The sequence below is a fragment of the Pseudidiomarina sp. WS423 genome (assembly GCF_050750165.1).
Taxonomy (GTDB): domain Bacteria; phylum Pseudomonadota; class Gammaproteobacteria; order Enterobacterales; family Alteromonadaceae; genus Pseudidiomarina; species Pseudidiomarina fusca.
In genome coordinates this window covers 14,064-27,606 of sequence record NZ_JBOJLN010000002.1, presented here as the reverse complement: position 1 = coordinate 27,606, position 13,543 = coordinate 14,064, and the positions used below count along the sequence as shown (strand labels likewise).

General features: G+C 47.2%; 14 protein-coding genes. 3 read left to right on the top strand and 11 right to left on the bottom strand.

Annotation, left to right across the window (positions count from 1 at the left end; all coding sequences use genetic code 11):
• Window positions 1-2: 2 nt before the first annotated feature.
• The 6 genes from ccmB to ACQ661_RS03140 form a co-directional block, all read right to left on the bottom strand.
• Window positions 3-647, bottom strand: coding sequence for a heme exporter protein CcmB (gene ccmB, locus ACQ661_RS03165; RefSeq protein ID WP_228759452.1), 645 nt, complete (start codon window positions 645-647; stop codon window positions 3-5).
• Window positions 648-702: 55 nt separating this feature from the next.
• The gene (gene ccmA / locus ACQ661_RS03160) at window positions 703-1,353 is read right to left on the bottom strand and encodes a cytochrome c biogenesis heme-transporting ATPase CcmA (protein ID WP_313932517.1); all 651 of its coding nucleotides are present in this window, start codon (window positions 1,351-1,353) and stop codon (window positions 703-705) included.
• A 68-nt stretch (window positions 1,354-1,421) separates the two neighbouring features.
• Entirely contained in the window at window positions 1,422-3,383 is a 1,962-nt protein-coding gene (locus ACQ661_RS03155; RefSeq protein WP_431667598.1) for a type IV pilus modification PilV family protein, read from the bottom strand.
• A complete protein-coding gene (locus ACQ661_RS03150) occupies window positions 3,373-4,506 on the bottom strand; it encodes a pilus assembly PilX N-terminal domain-containing protein (protein WP_431667597.1) in 1,134 nt (377 codons plus the stop codon). The genes ACQ661_RS03155 and ACQ661_RS03150 overlap by 11 nt, the downstream gene beginning before the upstream one ends.
• Window positions 4,496-5,107: a prepilin-type N-terminal cleavage/methylation domain-containing protein gene (locus ACQ661_RS03145; RefSeq protein WP_110074939.1), complete on the bottom strand. Its 612-nt coding sequence runs from the start codon at window positions 5,105-5,107 to the stop codon at window positions 4,496-4,498. The genes ACQ661_RS03150 and ACQ661_RS03145 overlap by 11 nt, the downstream gene beginning before the upstream one ends.
• The gene (locus ACQ661_RS03140; protein WP_153825930.1) at window positions 5,101-5,628 is read right to left on the bottom strand and encodes a GspH/FimT family pseudopilin; all 528 of its coding nucleotides are present in this window, start codon (window positions 5,626-5,628) and stop codon (window positions 5,101-5,103) included. Before ACQ661_RS03140 ends, ACQ661_RS03145 begins: the two co-directional genes overlap by 7 nt.
• Window positions 5,629-5,696: 68 nt before the next feature.
• Here ACQ661_RS03140 and ACQ661_RS03135 point away from each other — a divergent pair, with 68 nt between their 5' ends.
• Entirely contained in the window at window positions 5,697-6,080 is a 384-nt protein-coding gene (locus ACQ661_RS03135; protein ID WP_110074941.1) for a type IV pilin protein, read from the top strand.
• A 405-nt stretch (window positions 6,081-6,485) separates the two neighbouring features.
• On the opposite strand, the gene ACQ661_RS03130 is transcribed toward ACQ661_RS03135, so the two are convergent.
• From ACQ661_RS03130 to ACQ661_RS03110, 5 genes are read right to left on the bottom strand one after another with little or no spacing between them, the layout of a single operon-like run.
• Complete coding sequence (locus tag ACQ661_RS03130) at window positions 6,486-7,865, bottom strand: ATP-binding protein (RefSeq protein WP_153825932.1); 1,380 nt, start codon at window positions 7,863-7,865, stop codon at window positions 6,486-6,488.
• Entirely contained in the window at window positions 7,862-8,527 is a 666-nt protein-coding gene (locus tag ACQ661_RS03125) for a response regulator (protein ID WP_431667594.1), read from the bottom strand. Before ACQ661_RS03125 ends, ACQ661_RS03130 begins: the two co-directional genes overlap by 4 nt.
• Window positions 8,528-8,531: 4 nt before the next feature.
• Complete coding sequence (locus ACQ661_RS03120; protein ID WP_313932520.1) at window positions 8,532-10,091, bottom strand: phosphoethanolamine transferase; 1,560 nt, start codon at window positions 10,089-10,091, stop codon at window positions 8,532-8,534.
• A complete protein-coding gene (locus ACQ661_RS03115; protein ID WP_431667592.1) occupies window positions 10,072-10,767 on the bottom strand; it encodes a phosphatase PAP2 family protein in 696 nt (231 codons plus the stop codon). The genes ACQ661_RS03120 and ACQ661_RS03115 overlap by 20 nt, the downstream gene beginning before the upstream one ends.
• Window positions 10,755-11,117 (bottom strand): diacylglycerol kinase, encoded by a 363-nt coding sequence (locus ACQ661_RS03110; RefSeq protein ID WP_431667590.1) that lies wholly within the window; start codon window positions 11,115-11,117, stop codon window positions 10,755-10,757. The genes ACQ661_RS03115 and ACQ661_RS03110 overlap by 13 nt, the downstream gene beginning before the upstream one ends.
• Window positions 11,118-11,226: 109 nt before the next feature.
• On the opposite strand from ACQ661_RS03110, the gene ACQ661_RS03105 reads away from it, so the two are divergent.
• Window positions 11,227-13,218 (top strand): LTA synthase family protein, encoded by a 1,992-nt coding sequence (locus ACQ661_RS03105; RefSeq protein WP_313932523.1) that lies wholly within the window; start codon window positions 11,227-11,229, stop codon window positions 13,216-13,218.
• 157 nt (window positions 13,219-13,375) lie between these two features.
• Entirely contained in the window at window positions 13,376-13,537 is a 162-nt protein-coding gene (locus ACQ661_RS03100) for a hypothetical protein (RefSeq protein WP_431667589.1), read from the top strand.
• Window positions 13,538-13,543 lie beyond the last annotated feature (6 nt).

Below are 13,543 nucleotides of genomic sequence, written 5' to 3'. Positions count from 1 at the left end.
TGTTAGTTCACACTCACTCGGATTGCTGCTGCCACCGCAAGCGGTGCCAAAGTCAGCGTTAAAACCATAAGCCCCGCCAAGAGTAACACTTGGCCAAGCGCGGACGTACCTACTAGAGTACTTTCAACGGCGGCCGCTGCAAATATCAACAAAGGGATAAACAACGGCAGCAGTAATAAGCTCAATAATGCCCCACCGCGGCCTAAACTAACCGTCAGCGCAGCTCCTATCGCAGTCATGGCACTCAACATAGGAGTACCTAATAAGAGGGTGAGCATCAGCACGCCCCACGCCTCAAACGGTAACTTTAATAATAACGCACACAGCGGCGCTAAGATCACCAGTGGCAAGCCACTTAACAACCAATGCACCAGAATTTTGCCCAATGCCAGCACCGCCAACGGCACCGGCAGCAACGTCATTTGTTCTAACGAGCCATCTAAATAATCATCGCGAAATAAGCGCTCAGAGCCGAGTAAAGCCGACAACAAAGCAGCGACCCAAATCACCCCGGTGGCGATACGCGCTAAAATATCCGGCCCAGGCCCTACCGCCAATGGAAACAGCGTCACCACGATCACCACAAACAGCAATGGGTTAATCACATCGCTACGGCGGCGCAAGGTCACCGCTAAATCACGGCGCATGATCACGCGCAATAACGCAAAGGTTGATGCTTGATTACTACAACGCGAGTTGGTCTCAACTAAGCTCATCGACAAACTCCTCGTCTTGGGGCTCAATCCGTAATTTTTGCAAGCGCTCGCCCGACCAAGTTAACGGCTGATGCGAGGTTAGCAATAACGCGCCACCACGCTCTAAGTGTTCAGCAAAACGCTGATGGAGCATATCAATGCCGCGAGTATCTAGGGCGGTGAAGGGTTCGTCAAGGATCCATAAAGTCGCAGGGCTATACCATAGCCGCGCTAACGCAATTCGGCGTTGCTGCCCAGCCGATAGCTGTTGCGCAGGAATATCTTCTAGGCCAAGCAAGCCAACGGTTTCTAACAGCTGCCAAGAGTCTGTAGCGCCAGCGCCATCTAATTGAGCTTGAAAATGCAAGTTCTCCAGCGCTGTCAGCTCAGCTTTTACCGCAGGTTTATGGCCAATAAAAAGGGTTTGTCGTTGCCATAACTCGGGATCATCACGCTGCGGTTGGCCAAACAGTCGCACTTGGCCCTCTTGCGGACGTAATAACCCAGCAATGATTCTTAATAAGGTTGATTTGCCGGCCCCATTAGGGCCTTCAATATGCAGAATATGGCCTGCATTCAATTGCAGCGAAAGCTGCGCAAACAACGTGCGCCCGGCACGCACAGAAGTCAGCTGATCAGCTTGAATCACAACAGACATGTCAGCTAGTGGCCTATCTCGTTAATTAAAATTGGCTCGATAGTACCACAGGTTAGCCGTGGATTGGATCAGTTGTTGATACGAATATCTATATCTTGCCCTGGGTCATTAGCCTGAATATTCGATACCGAAATCACCGACGGAGTAAACACCATGCCCGGATTTGACGAGCCAAACTGAATGCTTAATGAGCTACCCTGCTGAATCCCATTACAGGAATAAATCGGGGTGGCTGATTTGCCCACAAAACTAAAAGAACAGGTCACATTTAAATCAGACGCGCTAATAGTTAAGCCGTTGTAATCGTTTTTCTTACAGTCTTGCCAGCTAGCAGTATTACCAGTTACTTTGTTAAACAAACAATGGAACTCACCCGAGACAGCAAAATAAGTAGTCTCGCCGCTACGCTCTTCTACGGTAATGTTCATGGCACTGCTGATATCACGGCCAATATCTCGCACATGAATCGGTGGTCGCCCGATAATTCCGGTATTACCGCCTTGGCTCAGCATTGTAACCTGGGTGGTGCCACCAGCCACCGTGGTTAAGCGCCCACGACTGTAGTTTCCGTAATAATTACGATCAGGATCGACGATAGTTTCTATTTCATCATTGGTGACTGTGGCCACGCCAGTATTAGACGAATCCCAATCACCTAACAGCGTGTTGTTAACCTCATAAAAGGGCACTTTAGTGAGCCAATCATCTTCACCGTTCTGAATCGCACTAATGACCGCCTGCAGATGGCTATCACTCATTTTATCTAGATAAATAGCGCGCCCAATCAGCTGATAAGAACCATTCATCAGCGTCGCATCACGATCATTAGGAGCCGCCGGTAGCGCCTCGCCTAACACCAAGGCACGGATCACCGCGCGCACATAATTGGCATAGGTCTCGTTACTGGTTTCATCCACTAAGTACTCTGAGGTGGAGACAGTAACGGCTTGCATCTCCCAATCGGGATACACTTCATACCAACCGTCAATACGCCGCATCCGGCATACTTCCAAATAGTTTTCATTGAGACTAGCTTGGGCTAATCCAGTGCCCAAAATAAAACTCGATGCTCTAAAATGTCGATGGTCACCACTCGGCAACCGGGCCGCTGCGCTTTCTTCCCGATAGACGTTTCCACTGGCTACCATCTCTTCGTTGTCATGATGGTCGCGACAGCATTCAACACACAGCTCAGGTTGATTGGTATCCGCTGGAGCCCCCACCATTTTACGTACCAACTTGCCGCCATCGGGGTCTAGCGTTAATTGGTCGTCTTTTAAGATCAACCGTTGGGGAGTACGCCCCGCATCATCCTGTATCCCCACAAATTTGCACAAACACTCCACCGTGGCAAAGTCTTCGACGCGTTGGGTTTGCGTGGCTTGGTCATAGGTCACCGTATCAAAGGTCACCATACGTCGCCCATCTTTGGTCAGCACCGAAGGCGTCGGCCGGGTCGTTTCTTTTACTTGAAACAAGGTCGCATTGCTATCGTCGGTTAATTTGATAGCAATAACCTCAGGCGCTGCGCCCGGGTTATAAGTCACCTTGGGTTCGCTGCGGGGCGGTGGATTGGTTATCACCAAGCCGCCATCACGCATATTAAATTTACTTAACCAGCCTTCGACACTAGCAGCATCGGCTTCACCGCCACGACTGGTCCAACTCACCTGTACCAAAGCCGCCTTGGCATCGGGTTCACTGGGCAAGGGGTTGGGTAAGCCTACATCGCCACTGGTTTTCCAGCCATTGTGGTAATATTGCGGGCTTACCGTCCACACCACTTGATAATCTTTGCCATCGCGAGCCACAGTCGCACTGCCAGAAACAATATCGGCGTATTCATTAAAGCGAAGCAGTTCCAATCGATGCTGGGCGATTTCTAAGGCGGCACTGCGCTCAGCAGCACGCACCGAACCTTGGGTAAAGGTACGTTGCAAACTCACTAAACCGGTAACGCCTACGGCAATAATCACCAGCGCTACCAGCACCTCAACAAAGGTAAAGCCGCGTTGTTGTCTAGAAATCACGCCAACTTCCTCCTATGCGAAATAACCGTCGAAACTTATCGTTGGTGACAATATTGGTCAGTACTTCTTGGCTGTATCGTACTTCCAAACTCCCGTTAGAGAGCTTAGGGTCACGATTTGCCATCACCGCCCCTTCAATACGAGCACCACCATTGAGTTTTAAGTCGTACGTATTTAAGTCATCCGGTCGCGTAAACGCAAACAACAAGCCATGAATGACCACATTGCCGTTAATCTGCACATCGGCACTTTCAACCACTATTGCTACCGGGTTCTCCGGGCTGCCAATAGAGCCTCTAGGGGCACAAGAGCCTGTTACCCAAATAAACCCAGTGCTGTCTGCATCTAGACTGCTGCAATTAGGCACAATCTGGCTGGCTGATGCTTTAAGTGATTGCCACTGTGACGAGGGCACGCCAAACAAATACTCCAGCAAGTCATCAGGAAAATTCGGGTCGTTATCTAAAATATCGACACCGTGGTCACCCCGCTCACTAAAGGGGTTAGAATCACAGCGTCCTTCCTCGAACTCTTGTTGCCCACAGGTGCTGCCACTACCGTTGATATCCACATCACCTGAAGTCCAAATAGATAATGGCACCCCATCACCACCGCCGTTCGGGTTCGCCGCCACTTTAAAGTTACCAGAGACGTTCATCGAGCCACGAACTGCCACTGGCGTATCAGGTGCGGAACGAATGATCGGCAATACAGCTAGTTGTTGGCGCACCGTACGCTGCCCTCGCCCATCAGCCGAACGTGTGGAAATCACCACATCAACGATATCCACCACCCCACGTAGGGTATCGTCAAAACGTTGGCTGCTTATGGTCGCGGTATAACTGGCGCCACCTAGCGTACCACTCAGCGTTCGATCCAAGTTAGTCTTGTCATCATCTAGCTCACTGATAACTCGCTCTAACGCTGCATCGGCCACCATAGTGGCCTCTTGCGCGGCTAAATGATTACGCATAATACGCTGCTCTTGTACCTTAAAACGAGCCGTGTACAAGGTCACCAAAATCAAAATCGCCAACAGCATCACCGAGATCGTCAAGGTGGCATAGCCAGCTTGGTAGCCATATCGTAACAGCTGTGGTGGCAACACTGGCTTAGAACGCATTACGTAGCACCACCTCGGTCATAAACTCGCGATCCAGCGCGGCATCACTAGGCACACTCAACCGCGCTTCAATAAACACGACCTGTTCGGTAACTTCATCCAACATGCGCTCCGTCAGCACAAACTGCAGTTGTTCAACCCGCACCAAATCAGGACTGGTTAAACCTTCCCATCCGTTTTCATCACAACCGGCACCGCCTTGGCGGCGCTGAATCTGATCGTTTCGTAACCGATAGCCGAATCGCTCCACGTTACCATCATGCACGCCATCGGCATCCGCATCATAATCAAACAACAAGCAGGATGCTGCTGCTTCATCAGGGTGAGCGCTCACTAGCACGGATTCATTAAAAGCCGTAATAGCATTTTCGGCATCTGTCACTAACAGGTGTGCATCGCTTCGATACCCAGCGCGACGCACATCACCTACCAGTAAATCCATCACCGCGGTGGTTTCTTCATGCAACTGACTTAAGCGCAAACTGTTTGAATTGGTACCAAGCGTGGCTGAGAACACACTCGCCAAGCCAGCCATCAACACCAGCCCCAGACTAATAGTAATCATCAGTTCAATCAGCGACAGGCCGCGTTGTTTTAACATGCCGGATAACTCCCCACATCGCCCACCTGACAATAGCGAATGCGCCCCAACGAGCTCACCACCAATTGCACTTGTTTTTCCATCGCCCCGGTACTGTCGCTCAACTGATAAATGACCGTGCCCGCATTGCCTTCAGCCAAGCCTCGCATGCCATCAAAGGCGGTAAATTCGCCAGCCGCAAAGGTACTACTGAGCAGTTCTACTTGATGATAGTCAGCACTGGAGATTTGCCGTAGTACGCCATCAATCGCGCAATCTTCTTCCAGACAATCACAGTCCGCCGTGTCGGCTACCGCCGCACACCAGGCGCCGTCTTCATCGTCCCACACCACAAAACGCTGCTGCCCAGTCGCCAATGCATCCGATCGCGCGTACTGCAGCAAGGCATAGGTATCCTGTGCCGCCCCCTGCAAGCGTAGCGACCGAGCTAAATCGAGCGTAGCCGGCACCCCCATTCCCAGCACTATGCTGAGAATGGCCACAGTCACCAACAGCTCTAATAAAGTAAAACCACGCTGCATTGCGTTTCGCCTAAAAGTGTAATACTAATGATGTATCTTACCTAGCATAGTATGGACGGTTGTAATAAATGCAAGTTAAAAAAACGTTGGCCGGCATCACCCTCATCGAACTCATGATCGTCGTTGCTATTCTCGGCATCCTCGGCAGCATCGCCTACCCCAACTACGTCGACTATGTTAGAGCAAGTCGCCGCGCCGACGCCATCACTGAACTGCTGAAATTACAGCTCGCGCAAGAAGAATATCGCTTAAGAAATAGTAGCTACGCCAGCATAGCGGATCTCGGCGCCAACCCCAGCAGCGAGTTCTATAGCTTTAGTGCCAGCAATATCGGCGCCGAAACCTATACGCTTACGGCCACAGCCACAGGTGCCCAGGCGTTGGACACCGATTGTGCTGCTATGAGTATTGATCAGAATGATGCGAAAACGCCAGCCGATTGCTGGCGCTAGCGACGCAACAATAATTAAAGTATTGATTGAAGTTCATGCAAAGCATGGCGACAAAGCCGCCGGCTCAAGTAGATGTATGCTGAGTTGAGCCTTAAGTCACAGATGCAAGAAGACATCATAGAAAAGCTTTAGCTGCTGTGGCAGAACCGAAAATCTGAGCACGCAAGTTACCGATCCACTCAATGACATGACACCATGTGAGTAACGAAAACCCGCATAAATATGCTACGAAGTACTGTGAGAGTATTTAAATATCGACTTCGAGGTTGATAACATTCTGAATCTGCCAGATGAACTTGATGAAGCGGGTGGTTTGGTCTGCTTTGTGCCAACAGCGGACGCTAGCACCTCATGATATTAATTGTTAGAGGCACCAACAGTAAAATACGAGCACTTCCCAAGGTTTCACTTAGGTAACTCTATGTGCACTTCAAGCCCCGTGGGATATGAGTTGTTGAATGAAATTTTTCCATGGTGCAGTTGCACTATCTTTTGTGTAATCGACAGGCCTAAACCAGCGCCTGATACAGCACTATGCTCTTGAAGTCGATAGAAGCGCTCCCCCAACCGCTCAAGTGTTTCTTTAGGGACACCCTTGCCTTCATCAGCAACCTTGATAATGACTCTGTTAGCAGTCTCGAGCGCGACTACCTGTATTTTCGAACCTTTCGGCGAAAATTTCATTGCATTGGACAACAGGTTGGTTAAAACACTAACGATAAGAGTTTCGTCACAAATTATTCGAATAGAGGAAACATCAATGTGCCATTGGTGATTTTCCACTTTATTGATTGGTAAGTGATTTAGCGCCAAAGAGACCAACTTACTGATTTCAACTTCCTCAAACTTTTCAGTAAAGTTTAGGCTATCAAGCCGGTTCAACAACAACAGTTGATTAACAAGGCGTGACATTCGCTCCACGGAGTTAAAAATGGACCTGCCAGAGTGCTTGGCATCGTCAAGTGAATCAGCTGAAATGACATTTTCGGCGTGTACTTGGATTGCGCTTAACGGTGTGCGCAGTTCGTGAGAAGCATCAGCGACAAACCGCTTTTCGCGTTCCGAGAACATTTTAATTTGATGCAACAACCGATTGAGTGCTTGCCGGATCGGAACCAACTCATTAGGCAGTTCGGACTCAACTGGCGACAAATTATTTAACTCCCTAGCTCTTAGGTCTGCAGCAAAACGGTTTACGGGTTTTAGGACAATATAAACGATGAGGAGTATTATTAGGCTAATTGGAACCCACATTAATAATAGTGGATAGAGTTGCTCTGAGGCCAAGTAGCCACTCAGCTCACCTCGAACATCCTGACGCTGAAAAGTATGAACCCATATGCCTTTGGATTCCTCGAAGTAGCTAAAGATAAACCACGTGTTTTTGTCACTCTTTAATGTATGGTAACCCGCTTCTAAGCCCTTAAGGTTCAATGATTGAGCCTGGTTTGTTGAAGCCAGCAAATTACCGTCGACATTGTAAATTTGATAGCCAATCTTAGACTCGTATTTATGGCCGCTGGGACCTTTTTCTTCAGCGTAGCTATCCTCTCCGGTATCATCATATTGCGATATCGGAATTATTTGAGTGACAGACAGTTTATTTTTAGCGGGCGCATAAAACGTTGCGAGCGACTTTGCGGTCTGAGCAAGTTGCGCATCAAAAACCTCATCCAGCTCATGCAGAATATCTCTGTAACTCGCCCAAGCCGTGACGGCAAGTACAGTCACCACGGCTAAGTTGATGCCAACAACCAATGAGCGACGAAGTGACCACAGGCTCATGATGACTCATCTTGTAAGCGATAACCTAGGCCTCTTATCGTTGAGATAAGATTACCATCGATTTTCTTGCGTAAATGGTGAATGTGTACTTCTAGCGAATTACTCTCATGTTCGCCTCCCCAGCCATAGCACGCACTCGCTAATTGCTCTTTACTCACTATTTTTCCTTTATGCAGCGCTAACTGTTTCAGCAACAGCCACTCAAGCCGAGTCAAATTAATTGTTTTGTCACGAAAACGGCATTCCTGCGATGATAGGTCAATAGTCAGTTGCCCACAGGTTATAATATCGTTTAAGTGTTGGTTTGCTTTGCGAACCTGCACTCGAATACGCGCTTCTAATTCGCGTAATTCAAAAGGCTTAACCACATAGTCGTTGGCGCCTTCGTTTAATGCCAGTACTTTAGTATCAATATCATCCCACGCTGTAAGTACGAGAATCGGGATTTCTTGGCCTGCTTTCCTTAACTTTTTAATCAGTGGTACGGCATTTCCATCGGGCAGTCCGAGATCAAATATTGCAAGGTCAAATTGATCTGTCCTAAGGGCGGTCTCAGCTTGAGACAAGTTTGCCGCTAGCTCAACCAGGTATCCCATTCGGCCTAGCCCCTTGATTATTCCTTCAGCCAAATATTTATCATCTTCTAGGAGTAGCAAACGCATGTGCTTACCGTCCATCAGGTTTAGTTAAGTCAAGGTGTTCGTTGTAAACAGAGGCTTCAACATTAAAGTAGCCCAGGATCGTATGCGAAAAATTATCATGACTGATAGTAGCGCCCGTTTCGTGTTTACTTACATTAAATGTGTCGGATGGCCATACTATCCAGGGTATGTGACGTTGTTCTTCTGGAGCTATCCAGTTAGGCAAGCCATGCAGATAGATACCGTTATTCCCTAGTGATTCACCATGGTCAGATACATACATCATACTGCTGTCCAGTTCAGTATGGCTTTTCAATAACTTTATGACCTGACTTACAAGTTGGTCGGTGACGAGCAAACTGTTGTCATAAGCATTAGTAATTTCATCCACAGAACAATTCGACAGCTCTTGACTTTTGCATTCGGGTAAAAACCGTTTCATTTCGTTAGGCGACCGTTCGTAATAGGCAGGCCCATGACTTCCCATTTGATGAAGCACAATAATTGAGTCCTGATGCAAATTGCTTAACCAAGATTTGAGTTGTTCGAGCATATCTACATCATAGCATTCCAACTCCCCACATCGGGACTCACTCATTTTGACGGTTTTAATTCGATTACAGACATCTTTGCAGCCAGAGTTATTTTCTATCCATGTTGCATTAATACCGGCAGTTTCTAAAACATCTAATACATTACTCGAGTTTCTAGCAACATCCGAGTAATTATCAGCTGTTAAAAAACTGAACATGCACGGCACTGAAATAGCAGTTGCCGTTCCACACGATGTAGCGCTTTTATAGCTGAATATTGGCTCTGATGTCATGAGCGCATTCAGTGAAGGCGTTGTCAGCCGAGCATAGTTATTGATTGAAAAATGGTCCGCTCGCGCTGTCTCACCCAAAACGATTACCATGACTCTCGGTTTTTCAGACGTACTTACCTGAAAGGCATCTTGCCCTAATCTTATAAATTGAGTTGGGGTCTCTAATTTTCGTTTCAAAGCCGAGACGGTTGCTGATATGACGTTGAAAGGAGCGACTCTGTACTTCACATCTCGATGGTTGCGAAATAAAGAAGCGAAGTCGTCATAACTGGTGTAAGCGATACCGACCGCTAATACTGAAAAGCAAGTCGCCGCTGCAATGCCTTGTTTTATTTTTGTTGCCGTACTGGAAGGGGGGAGTTTTATATACGCCAGCAATAACGAAGGGATAACACCAAGTGTTATGAAGGTTTCAAAAAAACTCCCAGAGAGTTGGTCGCGAGCCTCAGCCGTATCGGTCTCAATTGCATTAATTATCATATCTGCATCAATGATAATGCCATATTCCGACATGTAAAAAAGTGCAGGAGCAGCAAGAACAAACAACAATATTGCGAATGGCTTGAAAGCATTAACGCATCGGCTGATGGCGAGCGCAACAGTATAGAAAAAAGCAATGAACACCACCAGTTTGACTTGCGTGAACCCATGAACCCCGTATTCACTCAACGCACTCATAAGAGGACCCGTGTATCCAAGAGCAAGCCAAGCCGCAACGAGTATTAATAGAGCTGGAAAATTAAGCGTCAGTCGCTGCATATTGCTCACCTATATGAAAGATAAATAAAGAAACGCTCCAACAGATGAATGCTGTTGTTATGTCATCAATAAAGAAGTGTGCGCCCCGGAGCTGTTGAACACCTCCAAGTACAAAGCCGGAAGAAAGTGACAGAGTCAGCGAAGCTCTCGCAAGAAAAGGTCTGCTTTTACGCCAGAAAAAGTACAGAGCAATCCAGGCAAAGCCAATACTTGAATGTCCCGAAGGGAAGCACCGACCCGACCCAAAATGAGTGTCGTTGAACGACCATAAGCTGATATATGGTTTGGCTCCTCCGTATAATTGCAAATCCCAAGGACAGTCCATACCAAGCATAGCCTTAAGGTAATTCACTAAACCAAAAGACAACAAAACCGATAAGAGTAACAATACATACCGGCGCCGCTTGCTGTCCCTTTTGGTTGGTAAGAACTGAGCCACGGTTAGGAATAGGACAAACACTACAAATGCGAGATTAAGCTTCCGTATACCGTCATGAAGAATCGTTTCAGTGATAAAATGGTGCCGTAAAGACCACTGTCCTCCTTCGAGCTGATATAACCCGTCGGCAACTAAAAACTTAAGTTCCAGAAATTCCGTTATCACCATTAGGGCAACGAAAAGTGCCAGAACACTTAGCCAACGCTTCCAAACAGTTTTGAGCTTTATAGAGGCCACAATACGGCGCCCCAAACAATGATGAACTGACAGATAGCAATGAACACTGCAGCCGACGCGATATCTTTTGCTCGACCGCTCAGCTCGTGAAATTCCGCGCCAATGCGGTCGACAACTGCTTCAATAGCGGAGTTCAGTAGCTCTGTGATAAGTAAACCAAGCAATGACATAAGCAGTAGCAACCGCTCTGAAAGCTCAAGCTCTGCTATCACTAAAACTGGCAGCAACACCAACAATAAAAGTACCTCTTGTCGAAAAGCCGCTTCAAAACGCCACGCCGCTCTAAGCCCTTTCATGGAATACTGCGTTGCGTCGATGATTCGGGCTATGCCAGTTTTTCCTGGTTTCATAGTCACCTCTTTAGAAATAAAAACTGCATAGTAAACAGTCAATATTAAGTTCAGCTTAAGGTTCGTTCTTTAGTATCGCGTTCATTATCAGAGCTAAGTTGGGCTACTAATGAGCAATACACCTTTATTAAAAGAACTGAAGTCGTCGCTATTCCAATACCGGACGCTTATAGCGGGTTTTTCGCTGGGTCTAATTATCCTGAGTGTTAGTCGCTTACTATTATTTATATGGCAGTTTGAGCGCGTAACTGAGGCAGGAGAGCTCAGTTACTTGATGTTAATGGGCCTCAGAGCAGACGTCGTTCAGATGGGTTATCTGACGCTACCATTATTGCTATTCGCGCCATTATTTTTAAATCGCTGGGGTGTGAGGGCTTGGCAAACAGTTCAAAGCGCGTGGTTGATTATTGCTATCTCCTATATCACGTTTATGGAGGTCTCAACGCCTGCCTTTGTTATGCAATACGACTTGCGACCAAACCGTCTGTTTGTTGAGTATTTAGAGTACCCGCGGGAAGTGCTAAGTACCCTTTGGGGAGGGTTTAAAATCTGGTTACTTTTGACCGCGGTGGTGTTGAGTATTTGCCTGTACGGACTCGGTAAGCTTGCTAAGCGACTGAACCAGGCGCCTTATGGTCATAAACAATACGCTGGCAGGGCGCTTATTGCTTGGCCGCTTTTGATGGTACTTGTTTTTGCCGGCGTGCGTTCAACTTTAGCGCATCGCCCGGCGAACCCAGCATTTTTTGCTGTGACATCGGATGCTTTGGTGAATAGTTTAGTTATCAGTTCAGCCTATTCGCTTGAATACGCAATTTACAGCATGAGGCACGAGGAAAATGCCTCTCGTATATACGGTGATGCCAGTATAGAGAAAATTCTTAAAACAGTTAAAAACCAGCCACACCTAGCAGGCAAGGCATTTCCATCTGACGATTACCCCACAGTGCACTTTAATAAAGCTTCCCGGACCTTCGACAAGCCCAAAAATATCGTCGTTATTTTGGAGGAAAGCCTAGGCGCGACTTTTGTTGAAGATCTCGGTGGTATTAATGTCACGCCAAACCTACAGCAACTTAGGAAGGAAGGGTGGTGGTTTCAGCAGCTTTACGCAACAGGCACTCGGTCAGTTCGTGGTATTGAGGCGGTTATTTCCAGCTTCTTACCCACTCCGGGAAGGAGTACAGTGAAACTATCATTGTCTCAGCAAGATTTTTATACCGCTGCTGATCTGTTGTCGCGTGAGGGATATTTCACTGAATTTCTTTATGGTGGTGAAACCCACTTTGACAACATGGGGAGCTTTTTCGCAAGTAACGGTTTCCAGTCTATTCTTGGACAGAGTGACATTGATAACCCCAAGTTTGTCGGTAGCTGGGGAGCGAGCGATGAGGACCTGTTTGACACCGCTGATAAAAGGTTTGAGAAACTAGCTAAAAAGAATACGCCCTTTTTTAGCTTGGTATTTACTTCGTCAAACCACGAACCCTTCGAGTTTCCGGACGATGAAGTCGAGCTCTATTCTACGCCCAAAAACACGGTAGAAAACGCTGTCAAATACGCTGACTTTGCGCTGGGTAAGTTTATCGACAAAGCAAAGACGAGTAATTACTGGGAAGATACGATTTTTTTGATTGTTGCTGATCACGATACGCGCGTCTATGGAAACGAATTAGTTCCCATCCAAAAGTTCCGCATCCCAGGACTCATTCTGGGAGGCTCTATTCAACCCAAAGAGATTAATGAAATTACCAGTCAGATCGACTTAATGCCCACGGTTATCTCGCTTGCAGGCATTTCAGCTTGGACCCCGGCGATAGGTCAGGATATTTCGAATGATAGCGTGCCACCGGCTAATCGTGCCATGATGCAATTTGGTAATAACTACGCATGGATGACACCCAAAGGAGTAGCGATTTTAACTCCTGGAGAGGATAAAACCGGCCACTATGACTTCGAAGAGCGAAAATTTGTGGCTGACCCAAATATCAATCAACAGTTGCGTAATGAGGCACTAGCTCATGCATTATTGCCTTCTTGGCTATATCAGCACCGAGCGTATTTTGTCCCAGAACATTTAGCTGAACCTTCTAACGAATAGACCTTTGTTAGAATTTAGATTAAAGGCTTCAAATTGAGCAATTGTGGGGCTGCTACTTGGGCTTTAGTTGGTCCGCAATTCGCTCAAAGCAGCCCCACCCGCTCAAAATTTAAACTAAAATGAATATTCCAATTCTGCAAACCAAAAAGAGGAAACGATGATGGCTGTTAAACATTCACCTCCAAGCGGCAACCTCATTCTTCATCAAGAGCAAAAAGGCGGAAAAACGGGTTGCGGCATAGATACGAAGGTAAACCCTTCGCATTGGTCGAATACGCACGACAAGATCACCTGCGATAAAAACGGCTGTAAAAACTAGCGTTAC

What these genes read in the sequence shown, in the direction of transcription:
- ccmB (WP_228759452.1), bottom strand. Translation starts at nt 647, where the DNA reads ATGCGCCGTGATTTAGCGGTGACCTTGCGCCGCCGTAGCGATGTGATT.
- ccmA (WP_313932517.1), bottom strand. Translation starts at nt 1,353, where the DNA reads ATGTCTGTTGTGATTCAAGCTGATCAGCTGACTTCTGTGCGTGCCGGG.
- ACQ661_RS03150 (WP_431667597.1), bottom strand. Translation starts at nt 4,506, where the DNA reads ATGCGTTCTAAGCCAGTGTTGCCACCACAGCTGTTACGATATGGCTAC.
- ACQ661_RS03145 (WP_110074939.1), bottom strand. Translation starts at nt 5,107, where the DNA reads ATGTTAAAACAACGCGGCCTGTCGCTGATTGAACTGATGATTACTATT.
- ACQ661_RS03140 (WP_153825930.1), bottom strand. Translation starts at nt 5,628, where the DNA reads ATGCAGCGTGGTTTTACTTTATTAGAGCTGTTGGTGACTGTGGCCATT.
- ACQ661_RS03135 (WP_110074941.1), top strand. Translation starts at nt 5,697, where the DNA reads ATGCAAGTTAAAAAAACGTTGGCCGGCATCACCCTCATCGAACTCATG.
- ACQ661_RS03130 (WP_153825932.1), bottom strand. Translation starts at nt 7,865, where the DNA reads ATGAGCCTGTGGTCACTTCGTCGCTCATTGGTTGTTGGCATCAACTTA.
- ACQ661_RS03125 (WP_431667594.1), bottom strand. Translation starts at nt 8,527, where the DNA reads ATGCGTTTGCTACTCCTAGAAGATGATAAATATTTGGCTGAAGGAATA.
- ACQ661_RS03120 (WP_313932520.1), bottom strand. Translation starts at nt 10,091, where the DNA reads ATGCAGCGACTGACGCTTAATTTTCCAGCTCTATTAATACTCGTTGCG.
- ACQ661_RS03110 (WP_431667590.1), bottom strand. Translation starts at nt 11,117, where the DNA reads ATGAAACCAGGAAAAACTGGCATAGCCCGAATCATCGACGCAACGCAG.
- ACQ661_RS03105 (WP_313932523.1), top strand. Translation starts at nt 11,227, where the DNA reads ATGAGCAATACACCTTTATTAAAAGAACTGAAGTCGTCGCTATTCCAA.
- ACQ661_RS03100 (WP_431667589.1), top strand. Translation starts at nt 13,376, where the DNA reads ATGATGGCTGTTAAACATTCACCTCCAAGCGGCAACCTCATTCTTCAT.